Consider the following 21,983-nt stretch of genomic DNA (forward strand, 5'->3'; position numbering starts at 1 on the left):
TTCAATCCGTCTTCAGTCCGTGCGGGCGGTGTCCGTCTCGGGATCGAGAAGACGGTGCATGTGCACGATGAAGTAGCGCATGTGGGCATTGTCGACGGACTGCTGCGCCTTCTGCTTCCACACCCGGTAGGCGCTGGCATAATTCGGATAGATGCCGACGAGATCGAGGGCGTCGAGATCGCGGAACGTCAGCCCGTCCACCGTCTCCAGCTCGCCGCCGAAGACCAGATGGAGGAGTTGCTTGTCCGGTTCGGTTTGGGTCATGGGTCTCTCCGACTGCGCCGATGGCCCGGCGCTTTAAAAACTGCGCCGATGGCCCGGCGCTTCAGGTACCGCGCCGACGGCCCGGCGCTTTGCATGAGGACTTGGCCGACGGCCCGGCGCGCTACATGAGCTCTTTCAGGATCGGTCTCAGCGGATCGACCAGCGCGGCGGGGCCGCCCACCAGGGCGGGGTGGCGCACGCTCGGCCGATTGTACAGGAGCGGCCGGCCGTCGAGGTCCTCAAGCCGCCCGCCCGCTTCGTGCACCAAAAGATCGGCCGCCGCAAGATCCCAGTCGCAGGCGTTCTCCCGCACCACCGCGAGATCGATGCGCCCGGCGGCGAGAATGGCGAGACGCAGCGCCAGCGAGGGCACGTATCCCGCAGGCTGAAGCCCCGCGTCGCGCAGGCGCGGCTTGCCGGTGATCGCCTTGGGTCCGGCGACGCGCGCGCCCGACAGTCCGGGCCGGCGCGACACCGTCAGCGGCGCGCCGTTGCACCGCGCGCCATGGCCGGGGATCGCGAGATAGAGGTCGTCTTCCACAGGCTGATAGAGGGCGGCCGCGACGGGCCGTCCGCCGTCCACCACCGCGATCGCCACCGTCCATTCCGGCGAGCCGGACAGGAACCCGCGCGTGCCGTCGATCGGGTCGACGACAAAGCTGCGCCGCGACGCGAGCCGCGAGCGGTCGTCCGCCGTTTCCTCCGACAGCCAGCCGTAGTCGGGACGCGCGGCCCTGAGCACCTCGCCCAGATGGCGGTCGACGGCGATGTCGGCTTCCGAGACGGGCGACTCATTGTCCTTCGTCCAGCGCACCGGATCCTTGCGGAAGTAGTCGAGCGCAATGGCGCCACCGCTGCGCGCGGCCGCGGCGATCAGCTCCAGATCGGCCATATTGGCCCGCGCGTCACTGACCGGCAATGGTGAGGGTCCTCACGAGAAGGCTCGGCACGTGATGGGCGGAGCGCGTGTCGACGTCATTGCCGGCGACGAGCGAGGCGAACATCGGCACCAGATTGCCGGCGAGCGTGATCTCGCTCACCGGATAGGCGATCTCGCCCCCTTCCACCCAGAAGCCCGAGGCGCCGCGCGAATAGTCGCCGGTCACCGCATTGACGCCGTGGCCGATCAGATCGGTCACCAGAAGTCCTGTCCCGATCTCGGCCAGCAGTTCCGCCTGGGTGGCGGTGCCCGGTGTCAGCGTGAGGTTCGTGGACGTCGGCGAGGGCCCCGCGCCGCCGCGGCCCGCGCGCCCGTTCGGCGTCAGGCCCAGTTCGCGCGCCGAGGCCGTGTCGAGCAGCCACTGGGTGAGCACGCCCTTGTCGATCAGCGTGAGCGGACGCGCCGGGCGGCCCTCGCCGTCGAAGGGGCGGCTGGCAAGGCCGCGCGGCCGGGTCGGATCGTCGATGAGCGACAGGGCTTCGGGAAACACCGCCGTGCCGAGCCGGTCCTTCAGAAAGCCGGTGCCGCGCGCGATGGCCGCGCCGTTGATCGCGCCGATGAGATGACCGACGAGCGAGCGTGCGACGCGCGGCTCGTAGACGACATCCGCCGTGCGGGTGGAGAGCTTGCGCGGGTTGACCCGCGCGATGGCGCGCTCCCCGGCGCGCCGCCCGATCTCGGCCGCGTCCGCCAGATCCTCAAGGTGCGTGCGGCTGTCGAAGTCGTAATCGCGCTCCATGCCGGTGCCCTCGCCGGCGATCGCCGTCACCGAGACGCCATGGCGCGAGGCGACATAGCCGCCGCAAAAGCCGTTGCTGGTCGCAAGCACCATTCCGCCGACCCGCCAGGAGGCGCTGGCGCCGCCCGACTTGGTGACGCCGGGAACCGCGAGCGCCGCCTCTTCCGCCGCGCGGGCGCGCGTCGCGAGAGCGGCCGCGTCCACCTCGACCGGGTCGAGCAGGTCGAGGTCCGCGAAGGCGGTCTCCAGCTCGTCCGGACCGGCAAGACCGGCGAAGCGGTCTTCCGGCGCGGTGCGCGCCATCGCCACCGCGCGCTCGGCCAGCGCCGTCATCTCGCGGAAGCCGTTGGCCGACACGCTCGCGATGCGCCCGCCGCAAAAGACGCGCAGCGTCACGTCCTCGCCCTCGGAGCGGTCGGTTTCCTCGATGTGGCCGTCGCGCACATCGATGCCGAGCGACGTGCCGGTGGCGGCGACCACGTCGGCGGCGTCGGCACCGGCCGCGTGCGCGGCCTCCACGAGCCGCTGGGCCTTTGTGGTCAGGTCGGTGGGGTCGAACGGGTGTGTCATCAAAGATCCTTCGGGCAGGCGGGAGCGACCGTAGTGGGCGGCGCGCATCTCGGCAAGCAAGGCGCGCCGGACGTGGTGACGTTTTGTTTGCAACGTTCGCTCACCATTCTCTAACCCTCTTGGAAAACAGAGAAATTTAACCGTGCTTGTTAAGCGGATCGGCAGCCGCGCTTGCTACCTTGGGTGCATCAGAGGCCACAACCAATAGGCCCGGTGGAGAGCGAATTGAGCCGTCAAACAGCACAACAGGACGCCACACACACCGGATCGGGCCGCGCCATGCGGCTCGATCCGGCCCGGCTGCCGCACCGCTTCGCAACGAGCGGCGAGGCACCGGGGGCACGCGGCGAGCCGTCGAGGCTCGACGTCTATATCGATCGCCAGCACGTCATCGTCAAACGCCGGCTTGCCGGCCTGCCGCTCACCCTGGTTCAGCCGGTGGCGAGCTTTCTCGGCGTGTTCGCGGAAGTGACGCCGGGGCGCGATCCCGGCACTGTCAGCGCCCGGATCGGGCTGCGTCATCGCGACCCGGCCCTGTCCCTGACGCTTGCCCGCGACGCGCGGCTGGAAGACCTGGCCGACGACTGGTGCGCCTGGGGCGAGACGCTGGGTCTGCCACTGCTTCTCGTCGAACCCGACGGGGCGCTGACGCGGATCGAGCGACCCGACAGCCCGGCATGCGCGCCGATGGGCCCGCAGCGCCGGCGCGTTGCCGCGCTGACCGCCCGCCGCCCGCGTTTCCTGGTGCGCCGCAAGCCGGGCCGCTGCGTGGCCGGTGCCCCGGTGCACCGCGGGGAGCGCGAGATCATCGCCCGCAGCTGAGCGGGCGAGTCGCCTTTTAGAACAGCGTGCGCGCCAGCGCGTCCGCGACGAGCCCGGCGAAGAGAATCCAGCCGAATTGCGCGTTGGAGCGGAAGAGCTTCAGGCACTGATCGTTGTCGTCGATGTCGAGAACGGCGATCTGCCGCATGAGATGCATGAAGCCCGCCGCCAGACCGACGAAGGCGAGGATACCCCCGCCCGCCCCGACGAGCGCGGCCGCGAAAAGCGCCGTCGCGCCGCCATAGAGCAGCACGAGCGCCGGACGGGTGCGGTCTCCGAAGAGCCGCGCGGTCGATTTCACGCCGACGAGCGCGTCGTCTTCCTTGTCCTGATGGGCGTAGATCGTGTCGTAGCCGATGGTCCACAGGATGCCGCCTGCGTAAAGCGCGACGGCCGGCCAGTCGAGACGGCCGAAGGCGGCGGCCCAGCCCATGAACGCCCCCCAGGAAAAGGCAAGCCCGAGGAAGAGCTGCGGCCAGTTGGTCACCCGCTTCATGAAGGGATAGACGGCGACGACGGCGAGCGAGGCCATGCCGAGCAGGATCGCGAAGCCGTTGAACTGCAAGAGAACCGCCAGACCCACCAGCGCCTGCGCGACGAGAAAGACCTTCGCCTGCAACGGCGTCACCTGACCGGAGGGCAGCGGACGCGAGCGCGTGCGCGCGACCTTGTCGTCGATGTCCTGGTCGACGAGATCATTGTAGGTGCAGCCCGCCCCGCGCATGGCGATGGCGCCGATCATGAAGAGCAGCAGATGCCAGGGGTCGGGATAGGCCGCGCCGCCGGCGATTGCCGCCAGCGCCGCCGACCACCAGCACGGCCACAGGAGAAGCCACCAGCCGATGGGGCGCTCCCAGCGTGCCAGTCGGGCGTAGGGGCGCAGCCAGTCGGGCGCGCGCGTGTCGACCCAGTGACCCTTCACCGCGTCCGCGACCCGGCCCTTGATGGTGTCTTCGCTCATCGCATCCCTCATGCCGTTTGCCGGGTGATACCGGTTTTGCGGCGCGAGCGAAAGGGCGGCGCCCGGACCCGGCGCGCGACAGGTCAGCGCGACAGGCCGGCGCGCCGGGGCTTGTGCGCGCGGGGGGCGCGCTGTAGACCGCAGGCGCCGGAGCGGACCCGGGTTCGACCTGCGTCCCCCTGCGATCCGGACAGGTTTTCGATCTTCGAACGAGGCGCGCGACACCCCATGAACATTCTTCTCATCGGATCCGGCGGACGGGAACACGCGCTCGCCTGGGCGATCGCCAGGTCGTCGCTGACGACGCGCCTCTTCGCCGCGCCGGGCAATGCGGGCATCGCGGCGGAGGCGACCTGCATCGATCTCGACACCGGCGATTCTGCCGCCGTGATCGCCTTCTGCAAGGCCGAGGATATCGGTCTCGTGGTCGTCGGACCCGAGGCGCCACTCGTCGCCGGTCTGGTCGACGCGCTGACGCAGGCCGGCATCCGCGCCTTCGGGCCGAGCCGCGCGGCGGCCGCGCTGGAAGGCTCCAAGGGCTTCACCAAGGATCTGTGTGCCCGTGCCGACATCCCGACCGCCGCCTATGGACGCTTCCGCGATGCGTCGAGCGCGCGGGCCTATGTCGAGGCCCAAGGCGCGCCCATCGTCGTCAAGGCCGACGGGCTGGCCGCCGGCAAGGGCGTCGTGGTCGCCGAAACGCTGGAGCAGGCGCTCGAAGCGGTCGACGCCTGTTTCGACGGCGCCTATGGCGACGCCGGCGCCGAAGTGGTGATCGAGGAGTTTCTGGAAGGCGAGGAGGCGAGCCTCTTCGTGCTCTCCGACGGCACCACCGGACTGGCGCTTGCCACCGCGCAGGACCACAAGCGCGTCGGCGACGGCGACACGGGTCCGAACACCGGCGGCATGGGCGCCTATTCGCCCGCGCCGGTGATGGCGGAGGACCTCACCGCACAGGCGATGCGCGAGATCGTCGGGCCGACCATCGCGACGCTCGCGGCGGAAGGAACGCCCTTCAAGGGCGTGCTCTACGCCGGGCTGATGATCACGGCGACGGGTCCGAAGCTGATCGAATACAACGTGCGCTTCGGCGATCCGGAGTGTCAGGTGCTGATGATGCGGCTGAAGGACGACATCGTCGCGCTGATGCTGGCATCGGTCGACGGCACGCTCGACAAGATGAGCGTGCGCTGGCGCGACGACGTCGCGCTGACCGTGGTGCTCGCCGCCAGTGGCTATCCGGGCGCCTATGACAAGGGCAGCGAGATCCGGGGCCTCAAGGCGCTCGAGAACGATCCCGACGTCATGGTCTTCCACGCCGGCACCCGCGCCGAGGACGGGCGCGTCCTTGCCAACGGCGGGCGCGTGCTCAACGTGACGGCGCTGGGGGCGACCGTGGCGCAGGCGCAGGCGCGCGCCTATGCGGCCGTCGACGCCATCGACTGGCCGCAGGGCTTTTGCCGCCGTGACATCGGCTGGCGGGCGGTCGCCCGCGAGCGCGGCGAGGACTGACGCGCGCGCCCCGCGCACACCCCCTGCCTCCCCCAAGCACTTGAACGCCTTGGCGCAACCGTCCATTGTCGGCCCCAAGGAGGGCCGGCGGGGACGATCGCACGTCGGCCGGATCAGGGGAGGGCTGCATGGGCGAGACGGCGGACGATCTGTTTCCGGGCTTCGAGACGCAATGGCTGACGGGCGACGGGGTGGAGATCTTCGCCCGTATCGGCGGCTCGGGGCCGCCGTTGCTGCTGCTGCACGGCTATCCGCAGACCCATGCCATGTGGCACCCGATTGCCGCGGACCTGGCCAGCCGCTTCACCGTGGTCGCCGCCGACCTGCGCGGCTATGGCGCATCCGACGCGCCCAGGGGCGAAGGCGCGTCCGACGCGCCGAGGGGCGATGCCGCGCACGAGATCTATTCCAAGCGGGCGCTGGCGCGCGACATGGTCGCGGCGATGCGCGCGCTTGGACATGAGCGCTTTGCCGTCGCCGGTCACGACCGGGGCGGGCGGGTCGCCTATCGTATGGCCTTCGATCACCCCGACGCGGTTTCCCGGCTGGCCGTCCTCGACATCCTGCCGACCTATGAATACTGGAAGGCGATGGACTGGCGCTATGCCATGGCGATCTATCACTGGCTGTTTCTCGCCCAGCCCTATCCGCTGCCGGAAACGCTGATCGCCGGGGCGCCGGACTATTACCTCGAGCACACGCTGGCGAGCTGGACGGCGGCGAAGGATCTCTCCGCCTTCGACCCGCGCGCGCTCGACGCCTATCGCGCGGCCTTCCGCCAGAGCGCGCGCCAGCACGCGGCCTGTGAGGACTATCGGGCCGGCGCGACCGTCGACATGACGCTCGACACCGCCGACCGCGAGGCCGGGCGGACGATTTCCTGCCCGCTCTGCGTGCTCTACGGCACGGCGGGGCTGGCCGACAAGGCCTCGACGCCGGTCGAGACCTGGGCCGCCTGGGCCGACGACGTGCGCGGCACCGGCATCGAGGGCGGCCATTTCATGGTCGAGGAAAACCCCAAGGCGACGCTGCAGGCGCTGCTGCCGTTCCTGACGGAGGAGGCCGGGGCGTGAGCGACCGCTTCGACCGCGACGCCGCGTTTTCCGGCACCAAGGACGTGCCGCCCGCGCTCGCCATCGACGCGGAGGCGCTGGCGGCGTGGCTTGCCGAACGGATCCCGGACTTTCGCGGGCCGGTGAGCGTGCGCCAGTTCAAGGGCGGCCAGTCCAACCCGACCTATCTGCTCGAAACGCCGGACGGCGCTTATGTCCTGCGCCGCAAGCCGCCGGGCAAGCTGCTGCCCTCCGCCCATGCGGTGGAGCGCGAATACCGGGTGATGAAGGCGCTGGGCGAGGCCGGCTTCCCGGTGCCCCGCGTCGTCGGCCTGTGCGAGGACGCGGCGGTGATCGGCACCGCCTTCTATGTCATGGCGAAGGTCGAGGGGCGGATCTTCTGGGATCCGGCGATGCCCGGCTCGGCGCCGGCCGAGCGCGCCGCCGTCTATGCGGCCATGAACGCGACGCTCGCCCGCCTGCACGGCTACGATCCGGCCGCGCTGGGGCTTGCCGACTACGGCAAACCGGAGGGCTATGTCGCGCGCCAGATCGCGCGCTGGTCGAAACAGTACCGCGCGTCGGAAACCGGGACGATTGCCGAGATGGACCGGCTGATCGACTGGCTCCCGACCCGCCTGCCCGAGGCGATGCCGGCGCGCGTGGTGCATGGCGACTTCCGCCTCGACAATCTGATCGTCGCGCCCGACCGCCCCGAGATCGCCGCCGTGCTCGACTGGGAACTGTCGACGCTGGGCGATCCGGTCGCCGATTTCACCTACCACTGCATGCAATGGGTGATGCCGGAAGGGCCGGACGGCGCGGGCATCGGCACGCTGAGGGGACGGGATCTCGACGCGCTCGGCCTGCCGCATCTTTCCGACTACATCGCGGCTTACGAACGCGCGACCGGCTTTCCCGTGGCACGGGATCTGGATTTCTTCTTCGCCTACAATTTCTTCCGCATCGCCGCGATCCTGCAGGGCATCGCCGGCCGGGTGCGCGACGGCACGGCGACCAGCGAGAACGCGGAGCAGATGGCGAAACAGATCCGCCCGCTCGCGGAGACGGCGTGGGGGTTTGCGGTCAAAGCGGGGGCGTGAGGGGTGGGGCTCAGGGTTACGGCGTCAGGCAAAAGCACGAAGGAAGCAAAGAGAGGGCGCGGCGCGCGGGGCCGAGCGGTCCCGTCAGTTAGAAATGCGTACGGACGGTGGCTCTCCGATCCCGGGTCGCGCTTCGCTTGCCCGGGATTGTTCGTTTGAAGGAGTGTTAGATTCGGGGCGGTCTCCCGGCCCATAGATTGCCGGGAGACCGGTGGCAGGCGACCGTTCCGGGATTGGGTTTCCACCCGTCGTCATCAGGGTCCCTGCCGCTTCCTTTTCCCGCTTGGAGAGTTGATGGGGCCTCTGGCTGTCACCACGCCCGCGAACAATCCGAAGCCTGATCAGGATACCACCGCCATGGCTTTTCTGGAACATGCCCCACCCCATGTCGTCGGCATCGATGTCTCGAAGCAGACGCTGGCCGTCTCCGCCTGTCGCGGCAATGCGGCGCGCAGCGTCGCCAACACGACCCGCGCGATCCGCAAGCTCGTCGCCGGCCTGCCTTCCGGCACGCTGGTCGTCTGCGAGCCGACCGGCGGATATGAACGCCTGCTGCTGGTTGAACTCAGGGCCGCAGGGGTCCCCTGCCACCGGGCCGACACCTTGAAGGTCAAGGCTTTCGCACGCTCCTTCGGACGCCTGGCCAAGACCGACGCGATCGACGCCGGTCTGCTCGCCGCCTACGGGCAGGAGCGCTGGCAGCGCCTGTCGCTGCATCAGCCAAGCGGAGACACACAGGCCAGGCTGGCCGCGCTCGTGGCCCGTAGGCAGGATCTCATGGCGATCCGGGTCGCCGAGCTCAATCGGGCCAAGTCTCCGGGCTGCGCGTTGATTGCCTCTTCCTGCAAGGCGCTCCTGCGGACGCTGGACCGGCAACTGGCGGCGCTCGATACAGCCATCGACGCGCTGTGCGTCCGCTGCAGACTGCTTGCCCGGCGCATCGCTCTTTACCGCAGCCTTCCGGGCGTGGGGCCGCGAACCGCCATCGCACTCGCCGCCACCATGCCCGAACTGGGGACGATGACCGGCAAGCAGGCCGCCTCTCTCGCTGGCCTTGCTCCGCACCCCAGAGACAGCGGGACACTCCGGGGCTACAGAAAGACCCGCGGCGGACGCCCGCAGATCCGCTCCCTCCTGTTCATGGCCGCCCTTGGCGCGGCACGCAGCAAGGGCCCGTTAAAGCCCTTCTATCAACGACTTGTCGAAAACGGAAAGAAGAAGCTCGTCGCTCTCACGGCCGTCATGAGAAAGATCGTCGTCATCCTAAATGCACGCATGAGAGACGAACTCAACGCAATGAGTTGATGACGCCGGATGGAGATGCAAGAGCATTCGCGTCACGGATACCGCTCCCTCAGGCATTGTCGCACATGCAGGGCCGTCTCGGGCGCCCTACGGTCCGCCCAGCGTCATCCCGCACGCAGGCGCAGCCGGAGATGCGGGATCGGGGAGCCTCAGGGCTTCGGTGTTGATGCGGCAAGACGGCGGTGCCGCCCCCCGCCGCTCAGACGGCCATCCCGCCACCCGCCGCTCAGACGGCGGTGCCTCCGATGGTCATCTGGTTGATGCGCAGGGTGGGCTGGCCGACGCCGACGGGCACGCCCTGGCCCTGTTTGCCGCAGGTGCCGATACCGGGATCGAGCGCCATGTCGTTGCCGACCGCTTCCACGCGGGTGAGCGCGTCGGGGCCGTTGCCGATCAGCATCGCGCCCTTGACCGGCGCGCCGAGCCTGCCGTTCTCGATCCTGTAGGCCTCGGTGCAGGAGAAGACGAACTTGCCGCTGGTGATGTCGACCTGGCCGCCGCCGAAGGACACGGCGTAGATGCCGTCCTTGACGCCCTCCAGGATCTCGCCCGGATCGCGGTCGCCGGAGAGCATGATCGTGTTGGTCATGCGCGGCATGGGGATATGCGCATAGGACTGGCGCCGGCCGTTGCCGGTGGGGGCGACGCCCATCAGGCGCGCGTTCTGCCGGTCCTGCATGTAGCCGGTGAGAATGCCGTCCTCGATCAGCACGGTGCGCGAGGTCGGCGTGCCCTCGTCGTCCACGGTGAGCGAGCCGCGCCGCCCGCCGAGCGTGCCGTCGTCCACGATGGTGACGCCCTTCGAGGCGACCCGCTCGCCCATCAGCCCGGCGAAGGCCGAGGTCTTCTTGCGGTTGAAGTCGCCTTCCAGCCCGTGACCGACCGCCTCGTGCAGCAGGATGCCGGGCCAGCCGTTGCCGAGCACCACGTCGTAGCTGCCGGCCGGGGCCGGCACGGCCTCAAGATTGACCAGCGCCTGACGCAGGGCCTCGTCGACGGCCGCCTTCCAGCTTTCCTCGGTGACGAAGGCGCCGATGGTGTCGCGCCCGCCGAAGCCGTGGGAGCCCGATTCCTGCCGGGATCCGTCGCCGGCGACGATGGAGACGCTGAAGCGCACCAGCGGACGCACGTCGCGCATGCGGTGACCGTCGGCGCGCAGGATGTCGACCACCTGCCAGGAGGCGGCGAGCGACACGCTCACCTGCCGGACCTTCGGGTCCTTCGCCCGGGCGTAGGCGTCGATTGTCTGGAGCAGCGCGACCTTGTCGGCGAAGGTCGGCCGGTCCAGCGGGTTGGTCTCGGGATAGAGATGCGCGTTGGTGCGCTGGGGCGCGGCCGCATAGGTGCCGGAATGGCCCGAGGCGACCGCCCGCACGGCGTCGCCGGCGCGCTTGAGCGCGGCCTCGGAGATCTCGCCGGAATGGGCATAGCCGGCCGCCTCGCCGGCGACCGCGCGCAGGCCGAACCCCTGCGTCGTGTCGTAATTGGCCGCCTTCAGCCGGCCGTTGTCGAAGACGAGGCTTTCCGCCTGCCGGTACTCGAGGAACAACTCGCCGTCGTCGGCGCCGGTGACCGCCGCCGAAAGCAGCGCGCGCGCCCGCGCCTCCGAAACGTCGTTGGTGGCGAGCAGGTCGATGGCGGTCTCGGTCATGAGGCTCTCCGAAGGGCGCGAGGGGAGGGGCGTCTCCCAAACATAGGCCCCCGGCCGCGCAGCGGCCAGAGGTGAGAAAGCCCGCGCAGCGGCCAGAGGCGAGAAAGCCCGCAAGGCGAACGGGCACACCGCGCCCGCAACCTGTCCGGGGATCGACCTTGAAGTCACGGAAGGCGCCGGTGTCGCCGGCGGGATCGCGGTCAGGGCAGGGCGGCGAAGCCGTCCGAGAAGCCGTTCAGCGAGATCGGAATGCCGATGCCTTCTTCCGGCGTCTGGAAGATGACGAAGGTCGCGGCATTGCCCTTCTGCATCTTCTCGATGAGGTCGTCCTGCATGACGACCTCGACGATGCAGCCGTTCGGCAGGCAGCGCACGAAGCCGGCCCGCCCGACGTCGGCGTTGTCGACGCGCAGGCCGAGACCCATCGGCAGCAGCACGCCGAGGGGCGCGAGCACGCGCAGCAGGCGCGACTGCTTGTCGGCGGTCTTGAGTACAATGACGGACAGGCCGACGTTTTCGCGGTCGTCGGCGGTCACGTTCTGGATCAGCGCGCATTGCTCTTCCTGCGCGCCGGCGGGCGTGTCGCAGCGCATCTGCCAGTCCCCGTGCACCGAGCGCACGGCGCCCTGGGCAAGCGCCGCGGGGCCGCTCGCCAGCGCATGCGCGACGACGAGGCCGGCCACGGCAAGGCTGCGGAGGGACGGAACGGATCGGAAAGGCACAGGCAAGGCTCCGTGTTGGGCGGCGCGGCGGCCATTGCGGGGCGCGGCCGGGCCATCGCGGGATCATGGCGTGATTCGCCCGGACGCGTGTCGAAAGCGGTTTTCCTCCCTTGAAAGGCCGATTTCAAGGCGAAAGGGAGGCATGTGCCATCATGGCCGTGCCGGAAAGGATCCTTTTCCGCATTTTCACGCCGCCGGCCGTCGACATCCTTGAAACCCGTCGGGCCGTCACGCGCGGCTTGCGCGAAATCGGGCCGGAATTTGGCAAATCGTGAAAGGAGTCCATTGCGCAACGCGGCCGCTTGTGGTTTCACAAGCCGACTTTGATCTTTATCAAGTCCGATTGCGGCGTTTTGACGCTCCCGGCCCCAGGCTCTCGCGCGCCACGGCAGACGCGCATTAGACTGGAAACGCACCGTTTGTGCGGGCCGCGCGGGAGGGGAAGGCGCCGTTCGGTCGGCGGGGCCGCCGGAGTGACAGCCGGAGTGACAGGGTGACGCATCGACGCGCCGCGGGTGCGAACAACCTTCACGCACGAATAGGAAAACGGACCTGTGCCCGTGTCGGGTCGGTCAGGAAGGGAGCACGGACGTGACGGAATTGGTCAAGCGTCTGACGACGATCGGAGCGGCCGGGCTGGCCGCACTACTGGGGTTTGCGGCCGCCGCGCAGGCGGCGCAGCCGACGCCGTGGCAGATGGGCATGCAGCCCTCGGCGACGGAGGTCATGAGTGACATCCGCTGGTTCAACGGCTTCACGCTGACGATCATCACGGTGATCACGCTGTTCGTTCTGGCGCTCCTGCTGTGGTGCATCTTCCGCTTCAACGCGAAGTCCAACCCGTCGCCGTCGCGCACCTCGCACAACACGATGATCGAGGTGGTCTGGACGGTGGTGCCGATCATCATTCTCGTGGTGATCGCGATCCCGTCCTTCCGCCTGCTCTACAAGGAAGCGACGATCCCGCCCTTCGACATGACGGTGAAGGCGACCGGTCTTCAGTGGGCGTGGAGCTACGAGTACATGGACGAGGGCTCGGAAGGGATCATCCTCGATTCCTACATGCTGCGCGGTCCCGAGGCGCTGGCCGAAAAGGCCGCCGCGACCGGCCGTCCGATCGAGGAATACCCGCGCCTGCTCGCCGTCGACTACGAAATGGTCGTTCCGGTCGACACGGTGGTCCGCGTGCAGGTGACGGCGGCCGACGTGCTGCACTCCTTCGCCATGCCGGCCTTCGGGCTGAAGATGGACGCGGTGCCGGGCCGGTTGAACGAGACCTGGTTCCGCGCCGACCGCACCGGCATCTACTATGGCCAGTGCTCGGAGCTTTGCGGCAAGGATCACGCCTTCATGCCGATCGCCATCCGCGTGGTCGAGCAGGACCAGTTCCAGGCCTGGGTCGAGGCGGCGAAGGATGACGTGGACGCCGCCAACGAGCAGCTGATGGCCGCGATCAATGCCGCGGAGCCCGAGACGGCCGCGGCCGCGACGGACGAGGACATCGAGGTGGCGGCGCGCTGACGGCGCCGTCCCTCGCGACTTGCGCGGACGGGAACGTCCGCATTCCCTCCGGCCCGCGCGGGCCGGTCAGAACGGGCACATGACGAGCCGGGGAAACCCGGGCATGACGAAAAGGGAGCTGGAAGATGGCCTATGCAGCGCATGCGCAAGGCGACCATGACCATCCGACCGGATGGACGCGCTGGGTCTATTCGACCAACCACAAGGACATCGGCGTCCTCTACCTGATCTTCGCGATCATCGCCGGCATCATCGGCGGCGCGCTCAGCGTCGGCATCCGCATGGAGCTGCACGAGCCGGGCATGCAGATCTTCTCCGATCCGCATACCTTCAACGTGTTCACGACCTCGCACGGTCTGGTCATGATCTTCTTCATGGTCATGCCCGCGCTGATCGGCGGCTTCGCCAACTACTTCGTGCCGATCATGATCGGCGCGCCGGACATGGCGTTCCCGCGGATGAACAACATCTCCTTCTGGCTGCTTCCGCCGGCCTTCCTGCTGCTGCTGCTCTCGCTCTTCGTCGAGGGGCCGGCCGGCGGCATGGGCTTCGGCGGCGGCTGGACGGCCTATCCGCCGCTGTCCTCGGCCGGGCCGGAAGGCCACCCGGGTCCGGCGATGGATCTGGCGATCCTGTCGCTGCACATCGCGGGCGCCTCGTCGATCCTTGGCGCGATCAACTTCATCACCACCATCTTCAACATGCGCGCGCCGGGCATGACGCTGCACAAGATGCCGCTCTTCGCCTGGTCGGTGCTGGTGACCGCGTTCCTGTTGGTCCTGTCGCTGCCCGTCCTGGCCGGCGCCATCACCATGCTGCTGACCGACCGCAACTTCGGCACGACCTTCTTCGATCCGGCCGGCGGCGGCGATCCGATCCTCTACCAGCATCTGTTCTGGTTCTTCGGCCACCCGGAAGTGTACATCCTGATCCTGCCGGCCTTCGGCATCGTCAGCCACATCATCTCGACCTTCGCCCGCAAGCCGGTCTTCGGCTACCTCGGGATGGCCTACGCCATGGTCGCGATCGGCGTGGTCGGCTTCATCGTGTGGGCGCACCACATGTACACGGTCGGCCTCGACGTGGACACGCAGGCCTATTTCGTCGCGGCGACGATGGTCATCGCGGTGCCGACGGGCGTGAAGGTGTTCTCCTGGATCGCCACGATGTGGCAGGGGTCGATCACCTTCAAGACGCCGATGGTCTGGGCGACGGGCTTCATCTTCCTGTTCACCGTGGGTGGCGTGACCGGCGTGCAGCTCGCCAACGCGGGTCTCGACCGGGCGATGCACGACACCTACTACGTGGTGGCGCACTTCCACTACGTGCTGTCGCTCGGCGCCGTCTTCGGCATCTTCGCGGCCTGGTACTACTGGTTCCCGAAGATGTTCGGCTACATGTACAGCGAGGCGATCGGTCAGGCGCACTTCTGGATCACCTTCGTGGGCGTGAACCTGATCTTCTTCCCGCAGCACTTCCTGGGCCTTGCCGGCATGCCGCGTCGCTATGTCGACTACCCGGACGCGATGGCGGGCTGGAACGCGGTCTCGTCCTGGGGCTCCTACATCTCGGCCTTCGCGGTGCTGGTGTTCCTCTACGGCGTGTTCGAGGCCTTCGCCAAGAAGCGCGTCGCGGGCGACAACCCGTGGGGCGAGGGGGCGACGACGCTGGAGTGGACCCTGTCCTCGCCGCCGCCGTACCACCAGTTCGAGACGCTGCCGCGCATCCGCTGATCGCCGCCGCGTCCTGACAGGACCGACCCCGCCGGGCTTCCGCCGGCGGGGTTTCGAACAGGGTCCGACGCCGCCGGTGCGGCGCGGATCCACCCCCCGCGCTCGACAACGCCTGCGCCGCGCGCACGACAAAATGTTCCGACGACGAGTTGCTCCATGTCGCTTGCCGAACTCCACGACGAACCCCTCCAGGCGTCCACGCAGGGCGGTCAGGGCCAGGTTGCCGATTACATCGCGCTGCTGAAGCCGCGGGTCATGTCGCTGGTGATCTTCACCGCGCTGGTCGGGCTGCTGATCGCGCCGGGCGGCATCCACCCGATTCTGGGCGCGGTGGCGATCCTGTGCATCGCCGTCGGCGCGGGCGCGTCGGGTGCGCTCAACATGTGGTATGACGCCGACATCGACGAGGTGATGTCGCGCACGCGCAACCGTCCGATCCCCTCCGGGCGCGTGACCCGCGAGGAGGCGCTCGGCTTCGGCCTCGTGCTTTCCGCCTTCTCCGTGCTGATCCTCGGTGTCGCCGTGAACTGGCTGGCGGCCGGCCTGCTCGCCTTCACCATCTTCTTCTACGCCGTGATCTACACGATGTGGCTGAAGCGCTCGACGCCGCAGAACATCGTGATCGGCGGCGCGGCCGGCGCCTTCCCGCCGATGATCGGCTGGGCGGCGGTCACCGGCAGTGTGTCGCTGGAAAGCGTGGTGCTCTTCCTGATCACCTTCATGTGGACGCCGCCGCACTTCTGGGCGCTGTCGCTGTTCAAGCGCGGCGACTACGAGAGCGCGCGCATCCCCATGCTGCCGGTCGTGGCCGGAGAGGACGCGACGCGCGCGCAGATCCTGATCTATTCGGTGCTGCTGGCGCCGGTCGGCGTGCTGCCGGGGCTGCTCGGCTTCGCATCGATCTACTACGCGGTCGCGGCGGCCGTGCTGGGCGCGGTCTTCGTGTGGTACGCGGTGCAGGTCTATCGCCTGCGCGAGGGCGACGCGGCGCGCAAGGCCGCGGTCGCGCTCTTCAAGTTTTCTCTGCTGTATCTCTTTGCCGTGTTCGCCCTTCTTCTGGTGGACACGGTGGTTGCGTCCCTGATGTCCGGAGGCTTGTCATGAGTGAAGACGGTGTCCGGATGACGGACGAACAGAAGAAGCGGCAGCGGGCCCGGTCGATCGCGATCGGACTGGCTGTCGGGGGGCTGGTGATCCTTTTCTACGTCATCACGCTGGTCAAGATGGGACCGGACGTGCTGAACAGAGCGATGTGAAGCGGGAGGTGCCGGCATCATGACACAAGACACGACCAGGTCCGGGCAGGGACAGGACGCAGCCCAGGGCGACGAGGCGCGTGAGCGCCGCCTGCAGCGCTCCAACCGGCGGGTTGCGATCGCTGCCTGCCTCGGTGTCGTGACGATGACCGGCGCGGCCTATGCCGCCGTGCCGCTCTATGAGTTGTTCTGCCGCGTGACCGGCTACGGCGGGACCACGCAGCGCGCGGATGTGGATGCGGATCGCGTGATCGACCGGACCATCACCGTGCGCTTCGACGGCAACGTCAACTCGCGCCTTCCGTGGGAGTTCGGCCCCGAACAGCGCACGATCACGCTGAAGATGGGCGAGACCCGGCAGCTCAACTACGTGGCAAAGAACATGAGCGGGTCGGAGACGGTCGGAACGTCGACCTTCAACGTCACGCCCTTCGAGGCCGGCGTCTACTTCAACAAGATCGACTGCTTCTGCTTCCTCGAACAGCCGCTCAAGGCGGGCGAGGATGTCGAGATGCCGGTCGTGTTCTTCGTCGATCCGGCGATGGACGAAGATCCGGCCCTGAAGGACCTGCGCGAAATCACGCTGTCCTATACCTTCTTCCCGGCGAAGTCGTCGGAAACGCCGGTCGCGGCCCGTGCCGACGAGCCGGCAGAGAAGAACCGTCTGTAGATGAAACGTCAGTAAACGTGTCGCGCCGCGCGTTGCGCGGCGAGATAGGAAAGATCGGGGGAGACACCACCCATGGCGCACGCCAAGAACCACGACTATCACATCGTTGACCCGAGCCCCTGGCCCTTTCTCGGCGGCGTCGGCGCATTCATCATGGCGCTGGGAGCGGTCGGCCTGTTCCGCTACACCCAGGATCAGCCGTTCCTTCTGTTCGGCCTCGATCTTTCGGGCTGGGGCATCTTCGCGGTCGGCATGCTCGTCGTGCTTTACACGATGTACGGCTGGTGGCGCGACACGGTGCGCGAGTCGCTGGCGGGCGATCACACGCCGGTGGTCCAGCTTCACCTGCGCTACGGCATGATCCTGTTCATCGCCTCGGAGGTGATGTTCTTCGTGGCGTGGTTCTGGGCCTTCTTCGACGCGTCGCTCTTCGCCGGCGAGGCGGCGCAGTATCAGCGCGTGGAAGCGACGGGCGGCGTCTGGCCGCCGGTCGGGATCGAGACCTTCGACCCCTGGCATCTGCCGCTGCTGAACACGCTGATCCTGCTCCTGTCGGGCACGACGGTCACCTGGGCGCACCATGCGCTTCTGCACGACGACCGCGAGGGCCTGAAGTGGGGTCTGACGCTCACCGTGCTGCTCGGCGTGCTGTTCTCCATCGTCCAGGCCTATGAGTACAGCCATGCCGCCTTCGGCTTCTCCGGCTCGATCTATGGCGCGACCTTCTACATGGCGACCGGCTTCCACGGGTTCCACGTCATCGTCGGCACGATCTTCCTTCTCGTGTGCCTGATCCGCGCGATGAAGGGTCAGTTCACCCCGCAGAAGCACTTCGGCTTCGAGGCGGCGGCCTGGTACTGGCACTTCGTCGACGTCGTGTGGCTGTTCCTCTTCGTCACGATCTATGTCTGGGCCGCCGGCCCGGCGCATTGATCGAGGCCTGGATCGAGCGGCACGCGCGGCGCTGAGCCGGGTGCCCGGTCCATGAACGAGGGTTTGCGGCGGCTTCGGCCGCCGCAGGCGTTTTCGGTTGCCCTGCATCGATCTGCCCTCTCGACGCCGGGGCCGCGTGACGGCAGGGTCGCTCAGGAATCGTGTCGCCGGCCGGGCGGCGTCGGGCCGGCGTCGAAGCAAGGATCGAACGCATGCGGGGTGGCATTCTGTTGTTCGCCTCGCGCCAGGAGTGCTCCATGACCACAGGTCGGGATCAGGCCCAGTATCCGCCGCAGGACCCGTCGCGAACGGGCCTTCGCGGGCGCTGCCCGCGCTGCGGCCAGGGCGCATTGTTTCGCGGCTTTCTCACCGTGCGTGAGCGCTGCTCCAATTGCGGCCTGGCCTATGATTTCGCCGATGCCGGCGACGGCCCGGCGGTGCTGATCATCATGGTCGTCGGCTTCGTCGTCGTCGGGCTGGCACTGTGGCTCGAGCTGGCCGTGCAACCGCCGATCTGGGTGCATCTGCTGCTGTGGATCCCGCTGATCGTTGCGCTGGCGCTGGGGATGCTGCGTCCGCTCAAGGGCCTGATGATCGCGCACCAGTATCGCCACAACGCACGGGAGGGGCGACTTGACCCCTGAGTCCTCCACCACGACACCCGCGAATCCGCCGACCCGCCCGCTGGCGCGCCGGCTGCTGTGGCCGGCGGTCGCCGCCGTGGTGTCTCTGGCGATCCTGCTGGCCCTCGGCACCTGGCAGGTGCAGCGGCTCGCCTGGAAGCTCGACCTGATCGAGCGCGTGGAGACGCGCGTCGATGCCGATCCGGTGACCGCACCCGGACCGCAGGACTGGGCGGGCCTGACGGACGCGGCCTGGGACTACCGCCCGGTGACGGTGCGCGGGCGTTTCCTCGACGGCGAACTCTATTACTATATCACTTTGAGCGAGCCGCAGGGGGCCTATGCCGGGCCCGGATATTTCGTCTATGCGCCGTTCCGCACCCAGGACGGCTATGTGGTGATGGTCAATCGCGGTTTCGTGCCCGACGGCCACGAGCGTCCCGAGGTCCGGCCCGGCAGCGCGCCGCCGCAAGGGGAGGTCGAGCTGGAGGGTCTGTGGCGGCGCGATGAACGCGGTAACATGTTCACGCTGGAGGCGGACCCGGCCGATGGCATCTGGTTCGTGCGCGAGGCGCGCAAGATGGCGGCGTCGCTCGGCGTGACCGACGTGCCGGTCGCGCCCTTCACCCTCGACCTGGCGGCGCGCTTCACGCCCCCCTCCGGTCTTCCGCAGTCGGGCGAGACCATCGTGAGCTTCCGCAACAACCACCTGCAATACGCCGTGACCTGGTACGGGCTCGCCGCCGTGCTGGTGGTGATCTTCGCCGCCTTCGCCCGCTCGGAGTGGCGCAAGGGCCGCGCTGTCCGCTGACACTGGCCCGAGCGTCGCGGTTCCCCGCGTCGCGAAGCGAAACCCGCGTCCCGAAACGAAAGAAGGCCGGGCGTCCACCCGGCCTCCTCATGTCATCTGATGGCCCTGCGGCCGATCCGCTCAAAGCGCGTTGAGGATCCCGGCCGCGCCCGACACCTCGGCCGTGCCCGGCGCGTCCTCGACGTTGAGCGTCGTGACCTTGCCGTCCTTGACGATCATCGCATAGCGCTGCGAGCGCACGCCCATGCCGAAGCCCGAGGCGTCGAGCTCCATGCCGATCGCCTTGGTGAACTCGGCGCTGCCGTCGGCGAGGAACAGGACCTTGTCGCCCGCGCCGCTGGCCTTCGCCCAGGCGTCCATCACGAAGACGTCGTTGACGGACACGACGGCGATGGTGTCGACGCCCTTCGACAGGATCGTGTCGGCGTGCTCCACGAAGCCGGGCAGGTGATTGAGGTGGCAGGTCGGCGTGAAGGCGCCCGGGACGGCGAAGAGCACGACGGTCTTGCCCGCGAAGAGATCGCTGGCGCTCTGATCGGCCGGACCGTCGGCGGTCATGGTCTTGAACGTGGCGTCGGGAAGCGTGTCGCCTACCTGGATGCTCATGGGAATGTCTCCGAAACGATGCGGATGAAGGAAAGCTTGGACCGGACCCGGCATCGGGCCCTGTGCGAGACCCGTCAGCGGGCCCCGCGCGAGACATAGGGTCGCAGGGCGCCTGCGTCGACCCGCAATCGCACCGCGCGGGCGCGAATGGCCGCTCAGCGCGGCGAAAGCGTGTCGGCGTCGATGGCGTGACGCACGGCGACGGGCCCGTTGACGAGCACGAGGGAGAGTGGCCGCCCGTCGTCGGTGCGGGCGAGCCCGTGGGTCGTCAGGGCAAAGGTCGCCGAGGTGCCGTCGCGCGCGATCCGGCGCGGCACCTCGATGTAGGAGCCCGGCGCGCCTTCCGCGAATAGGTCCGCCTCCAGCGCGCCGGGTGCAAGCCGTGCCTCGATGGTCAGCGTGCGTTCCCCGTTGGCGTCGGGCGTGCTGCCCGCGATCCGCGCGATGCGCGGCGCGGCCTCCGATTGCGGTTTGGGGATCGCCAGCCGGGCCCGCGTGATGGCCATCCGGCTCATGATGGAGCCGTCCTCGGCGCCGATCTCGAGCGACAGGGCCGCAGTGGCCGGCACGCAGATGTCGCGGCACACGCCGAAGGTCACATCGGCCGAAAGCATCGCCGATGTGGCCTGCGGATCGATGTCGAGATCGATCGGCAGCACCACACGGTCGGTGTAGACGATGGAGGTGGTTTGCCCGTCGAAGTAGCGCTTCGGGGCGGGAAAGCGCAGCGTGGCGCCGCGCAGGCCGCGCGAGCGGGTGAAATCCGCTTCCGTGGGAATGCCGGCCTCGCCGGGAAAGCGCCAATAGGTGTGCCAGCCCGGCTCGAGCTGGATTTCGAGCGCGGCGTCGGCCGGCGTCTTGGCATCCGGACCCAGGCGGCCCACGGTGACGAGGCGCACCTTCGCGCCGGGCACCTCCTGCCAGGCGCTTTCGGCGGCCGCGACCCCTGGCGCGAGAGCCAGGCCGGCTGCAAGCGTCAGCACGCCGCAGACAAGGCCCGCGATCGCGAGGCCGGCAAGCCGGCGGATCCTCCTCCGGGGCCCTGGCCGGACCCTTGGCCGGATCCGGTCCCGGGCCCATGACATGGCGCCCCAGCGCATGATTCGTCTCCACCCCACGGTTGTGATGTTCACCCGAGAGTCTTGGCGCAATCCGGGGCGGCGGTCCAGCTTGCGCACGCGCACAAGCGCGTGAAACCTCCGTCCGGCACGACCGCGCGCCCCTTCGAAAGCGGCGCAGACAGGGCAACGACAGGGTGTCGGGCCCGCTCGCCGGCCCGCAATGCGGTTAACAACAGCGCCGAGGCGTCGTATCCTTGACTGCTTCGCGCGAGCGCGGCGCGCCATGCGGGCGCAACGCCCCTGCGTCCCGCGTTCGCGAGGCGGAAGGGAAAGCATGCAGGACGAGGCATGCGGGACAAGCGGGCAGGACGATGCAGGCAGGACGAGGCCGATGCGGAACATGAGAACCCGGGGCGACGATCTGACGGGGCAGTTTCTGATCGCCATGCCGCAGATGGCGGACGACCGCTTCGCCCAGGCGGTGATCTACGTGTGCTCGCATACCAGCGACGGGGCGATGGGCATCATCGTGAACCAGACCGCGCCCAACCTGTCCTTTCCCGATCTGCTGCGCCAGCTCGACCTCATCCCCGAGGACGCCGATATCGTGCTTCCCGGTCTGGCGCGCCGCATGCGGGTGCATCGCGGCGGCCCTGTGGAGACCGGACGCGGCTTCGTGCTGCATTCGCGCGACTTCGTGCTCGACAGCTCAACGCTGGTGATCGACGACGGCATCTGCCTGACGGCGACGCTCGACATCCTGCGCGCCATCGCGGAGGGGCGCGGCCCCGCCCAGGCGATGCTGGCGCTCGGCTACGCGGGGTGGGGCGCCGGTCAGCTGGAGACCGAAATCCAGGAAAACGGCTGGATCACCGGCCCGGCCGATGCCGACATCATCTTCGATACCGCGATCGACAGCAAATGGGACCGGGCGCTCGCGACGCTGGGCATCAGCCCCGGCAGCCTGTCGAGCGAGGCCGGCCACGCCTGACGCGGCCGACGATGCGTCGCGCCCCGGCGCAGGCGGCGTGCGGCGTGCAACCGTGTCGCGCTTGCCCGCGTTCGGGCAGGGCGATAGGGTGCGCGATGATTTCGCGCCCGGGGGCTGGCGCGCACCGCCCGGGCGTC

At 68.7% G+C, this 21,983-nt stretch carries 23 protein-coding genes; 15 read left to right on the top strand and 8 right to left on the bottom strand.

Annotated features, from left to right (window positions below; genetic code table 11):
- Positions 1 to 12: 12 nt before the first annotated feature.
- The 3 genes from ABL312_RS01635 to ABL312_RS01645 form a co-directional block, all read right to left on the bottom strand.
- The gene (locus tag ABL312_RS01635) at positions 13 to 264 is read right to left on the bottom strand and encodes a DUF4170 domain-containing protein (RefSeq protein WP_349359635.1); all 252 of its coding nucleotides are present in this window, start codon (positions 262 to 264) and stop codon (positions 13 to 15) included.
- A gap of 121 nt (positions 265 to 385) precedes the next feature.
- The gene (locus ABL312_RS01640; RefSeq protein WP_349359636.1) at positions 386 to 1,183 is read right to left on the bottom strand and encodes a 3'(2'),5'-bisphosphate nucleotidase CysQ; all 798 of its coding nucleotides are present in this window, start codon (positions 1,181 to 1,183) and stop codon (positions 386 to 388) included.
- The gene (locus ABL312_RS01645) at positions 1,170 to 2,513 is read right to left on the bottom strand and encodes a TldD/PmbA family protein (RefSeq protein ID WP_349359637.1); all 1,344 of its coding nucleotides are present in this window, start codon (positions 2,511 to 2,513) and stop codon (positions 1,170 to 1,172) included. The genes ABL312_RS01640 and ABL312_RS01645 overlap by 14 nt, the downstream gene beginning before the upstream one ends.
- 225 nt (positions 2,514 to 2,738) lie before the next feature.
- Here ABL312_RS01645 and ABL312_RS01650 point away from each other — a divergent pair, with 225 nt between their 5' ends.
- Positions 2,739 to 3,335, top strand: a complete 597-nt coding sequence (locus ABL312_RS01650; RefSeq protein ID WP_349359638.1) for a DUF6101 family protein — start codon at positions 2,739 to 2,741, stop codon at positions 3,333 to 3,335.
- Between the two features lie 16 nt (positions 3,336 to 3,351).
- On the opposite strand, the gene ubiA is transcribed toward ABL312_RS01650, so the two are convergent.
- Positions 3,352 to 4,296 (bottom strand): 4-hydroxybenzoate octaprenyltransferase, encoded by a 945-nt coding sequence (gene ubiA / locus ABL312_RS01655; protein WP_349359639.1) that lies wholly within the window; start codon positions 4,294 to 4,296, stop codon positions 3,352 to 3,354.
- A gap of 228 nt (positions 4,297 to 4,524) precedes the next feature.
- On the opposite strand from ubiA, the gene purD reads away from it, so the two are divergent.
- From purD to ABL312_RS01675, 4 genes are all read left to right on the top strand, one after another.
- On the top strand, positions 4,525 to 5,808 hold the full coding sequence (gene purD, locus ABL312_RS01660) for a phosphoribosylamine--glycine ligase (protein WP_349359640.1): 1,284 nt from the start codon (positions 4,525 to 4,527) through the stop codon (positions 5,806 to 5,808).
- A 128-nt stretch (positions 5,809 to 5,936) separates the two neighbouring features.
- Positions 5,937 to 6,881: an alpha/beta hydrolase gene (locus ABL312_RS01665; protein ID WP_349359641.1), complete on the top strand. Its 945-nt coding sequence runs from the start codon at positions 5,937 to 5,939 to the stop codon at positions 6,879 to 6,881.
- Positions 6,878 to 7,963 (top strand): phosphotransferase family protein, encoded by a 1,086-nt coding sequence (locus tag ABL312_RS01670; protein WP_349359642.1) that lies wholly within the window; start codon positions 6,878 to 6,880, stop codon positions 7,961 to 7,963. The genes ABL312_RS01665 and ABL312_RS01670 overlap by 4 nt, the downstream gene beginning before the upstream one ends.
- 357 nt (positions 7,964 to 8,320) lie before the next feature.
- Positions 8,321 to 9,268 (top strand): transposase, encoded by a 948-nt coding sequence (locus tag ABL312_RS01675; RefSeq protein WP_349357457.1) that lies wholly within the window; start codon positions 8,321 to 8,323, stop codon positions 9,266 to 9,268.
- Positions 9,269 to 9,494: 226 nt separating this feature from the next.
- Here the strand turns inward: ABL312_RS01675 and tldD are convergent, their stop codons facing one another.
- Positions 9,495 to 10,919 (bottom strand): metalloprotease TldD, encoded by a 1,425-nt coding sequence (gene tldD, locus ABL312_RS01680; RefSeq protein ID WP_349359643.1) that lies wholly within the window; start codon positions 10,917 to 10,919, stop codon positions 9,495 to 9,497.
- A gap of 200 nt (positions 10,920 to 11,119) precedes the next feature.
- On the bottom strand, positions 11,120 to 11,602 hold the full coding sequence (locus tag ABL312_RS01685; RefSeq protein WP_349359644.1) for an invasion associated locus B family protein: 483 nt from the start codon (positions 11,600 to 11,602) through the stop codon (positions 11,120 to 11,122).
- A gap of 191 nt (positions 11,603 to 11,793) precedes the next feature.
- Here ABL312_RS01685 and ABL312_RS01690 point away from each other — a divergent pair, with 191 nt between their 5' ends.
- The 9 genes from ABL312_RS01690 (at position 11,794) to ABL312_RS01730 (ending at position 19,188) form a co-directional block, all read left to right on the top strand.
- The gene (locus ABL312_RS01690) at positions 11,794 to 11,916 is read left to right on the top strand and encodes a hypothetical protein (RefSeq protein ID WP_349359645.1); all 123 of its coding nucleotides are present in this window, start codon (positions 11,794 to 11,796) and stop codon (positions 11,914 to 11,916) included.
- A gap of 316 nt (positions 11,917 to 12,232) precedes the next feature.
- Positions 12,233 to 13,162 carry a cytochrome c oxidase subunit II gene (coxB, locus tag ABL312_RS01695; RefSeq protein ID WP_349359646.1) on the top strand — a complete coding sequence of 310 codons (930 nt, stop codon included), beginning with the start codon at positions 12,233 to 12,235 and terminating at the stop codon, positions 13,160 to 13,162.
- 125 nt (positions 13,163 to 13,287) lie between these two features.
- Positions 13,288 to 14,895, top strand: coding sequence for a cytochrome c oxidase subunit I (ctaD, locus tag ABL312_RS01700; RefSeq protein WP_349359647.1), 1,608 nt, complete (start codon positions 13,288 to 13,290; stop codon positions 14,893 to 14,895).
- A gap of 156 nt (positions 14,896 to 15,051) precedes the next feature.
- Complete coding sequence (locus ABL312_RS01705; protein WP_349359648.1) at positions 15,052 to 15,999, top strand: heme o synthase; 948 nt, start codon at positions 15,052 to 15,054, stop codon at positions 15,997 to 15,999.
- Positions 15,996 to 16,151, top strand: a complete 156-nt coding sequence (locus ABL312_RS01710; RefSeq protein ID WP_349359649.1) for a hypothetical protein — start codon at positions 15,996 to 15,998, stop codon at positions 16,149 to 16,151. Before ABL312_RS01705 ends, ABL312_RS01710 begins: the two co-directional genes overlap by 4 nt.
- A 19-nt stretch (positions 16,152 to 16,170) precedes the next feature.
- Positions 16,171 to 16,821 (top strand): cytochrome c oxidase assembly protein, encoded by a 651-nt coding sequence (locus ABL312_RS01715; protein ID WP_349359650.1) that lies wholly within the window; start codon positions 16,171 to 16,173, stop codon positions 16,819 to 16,821.
- A gap of 72 nt (positions 16,822 to 16,893) precedes the next feature.
- Positions 16,894 to 17,754: a cytochrome c oxidase subunit 3 gene (locus ABL312_RS01720; RefSeq protein WP_349359651.1), complete on the top strand. Its 861-nt coding sequence runs from the start codon at positions 16,894 to 16,896 to the stop codon at positions 17,752 to 17,754.
- Positions 17,755 to 18,011: 257 nt separating this feature from the next.
- Positions 18,012 to 18,398: a DUF983 domain-containing protein gene (locus ABL312_RS01725; RefSeq protein ID WP_349359652.1), complete on the top strand. Its 387-nt coding sequence runs from the start codon at positions 18,012 to 18,014 to the stop codon at positions 18,396 to 18,398.
- Positions 18,388 to 19,188: an SURF1 family protein gene (locus tag ABL312_RS01730; protein WP_349359653.1), complete on the top strand. Its 801-nt coding sequence runs from the start codon at positions 18,388 to 18,390 to the stop codon at positions 19,186 to 19,188. The genes ABL312_RS01725 and ABL312_RS01730 overlap by 11 nt, the downstream gene beginning before the upstream one ends.
- Before the next feature lie 120 nt (positions 19,189 to 19,308).
- On the opposite strand, the gene ABL312_RS01735 is transcribed toward ABL312_RS01730, so the two are convergent.
- Both ABL312_RS01735 and ABL312_RS01740 read right to left on the bottom strand, forming a co-directional pair.
- A complete protein-coding gene (locus ABL312_RS01735) occupies positions 19,309 to 19,794 on the bottom strand; it encodes a peroxiredoxin (RefSeq protein WP_349359654.1) in 486 nt (161 codons plus the stop codon).
- A 155-nt stretch (positions 19,795 to 19,949) separates the two neighbouring features.
- Positions 19,950 to 20,777, bottom strand: coding sequence for a protein-disulfide reductase DsbD domain-containing protein (locus ABL312_RS01740; protein WP_349359655.1), 828 nt, complete (start codon positions 20,775 to 20,777; stop codon positions 19,950 to 19,952).
- 469 nt (positions 20,778 to 21,246) lie between these two features.
- Between ABL312_RS01740 and ABL312_RS01745 the strand changes: the two genes are divergently transcribed.
- Entirely contained in the window at positions 21,247 to 21,846 is a 600-nt protein-coding gene (locus tag ABL312_RS01745; RefSeq protein ID WP_349359656.1) for a YqgE/AlgH family protein, read from the top strand.
- The last annotated feature ends 137 nt before the right edge of the window (positions 21,847 to 21,983 follow it).

The sequence above is a fragment of the Stappia sp. genome, from assembly GCF_040110915.1.
In the GTDB taxonomy this organism is placed as follows: Bacteria; Pseudomonadota; Alphaproteobacteria; order Rhizobiales; family Stappiaceae; genus Stappia.

Coding starts and splice junctions, on each gene's coding strand:
- ABL312_RS01635 (WP_349359635.1), bottom strand. CDS start 264: ATGACCCAAACCGAACCGGACAAGCAACTCCTCCATCTGGTCTTCGGC.
- ABL312_RS01645 (WP_349359637.1), bottom strand. CDS start 2,513: ATGACACACCCGTTCGACCCCACCGACCTGACCACAAAGGCCCAGCGG.
- ubiA (WP_349359639.1), bottom strand. CDS start 4,296: ATGAGCGAAGACACCATCAAGGGCCGGGTCGCGGACGCGGTGAAGGGT.
- purD (WP_349359640.1), top strand. CDS start 4,525: ATGAACATTCTTCTCATCGGATCCGGCGGACGGGAACACGCGCTCGCC.
- ABL312_RS01665 (WP_349359641.1), top strand. CDS start 5,937: ATGGGCGAGACGGCGGACGATCTGTTTCCGGGCTTCGAGACGCAATGG.
- ABL312_RS01675 (WP_349357457.1), top strand. CDS start 8,321: ATGGCTTTTCTGGAACATGCCCCACCCCATGTCGTCGGCATCGATGTC.
- tldD (WP_349359643.1), bottom strand. CDS start 10,919: ATGACCGAGACCGCCATCGACCTGCTCGCCACCAACGACGTTTCGGAG.
- ABL312_RS01690 (WP_349359645.1), top strand. CDS start 11,794: ATGGCCGTGCCGGAAAGGATCCTTTTCCGCATTTTCACGCCGCCGGCC.
- ctaD (WP_349359647.1), top strand. CDS start 13,288: ATGGCCTATGCAGCGCATGCGCAAGGCGACCATGACCATCCGACCGGA.
- ABL312_RS01705 (WP_349359648.1), top strand. CDS start 15,052: ATGTCGCTTGCCGAACTCCACGACGAACCCCTCCAGGCGTCCACGCAG.
- ABL312_RS01710 (WP_349359649.1), top strand. CDS start 15,996: ATGAGTGAAGACGGTGTCCGGATGACGGACGAACAGAAGAAGCGGCAG.
- ABL312_RS01715 (WP_349359650.1), top strand. CDS start 16,171: ATGACACAAGACACGACCAGGTCCGGGCAGGGACAGGACGCAGCCCAG.
- ABL312_RS01720 (WP_349359651.1), top strand. CDS start 16,894: ATGGCGCACGCCAAGAACCACGACTATCACATCGTTGACCCGAGCCCC.
- ABL312_RS01725 (WP_349359652.1), top strand. CDS start 18,012: ATGACCACAGGTCGGGATCAGGCCCAGTATCCGCCGCAGGACCCGTCG.
- ABL312_RS01735 (WP_349359654.1), bottom strand. CDS start 19,794: ATGAGCATCCAGGTAGGCGACACGCTTCCCGACGCCACGTTCAAGACC.
- ABL312_RS01745 (WP_349359656.1), top strand. CDS start 21,247: ATGCGGAACATGAGAACCCGGGGCGACGATCTGACGGGGCAGTTTCTG.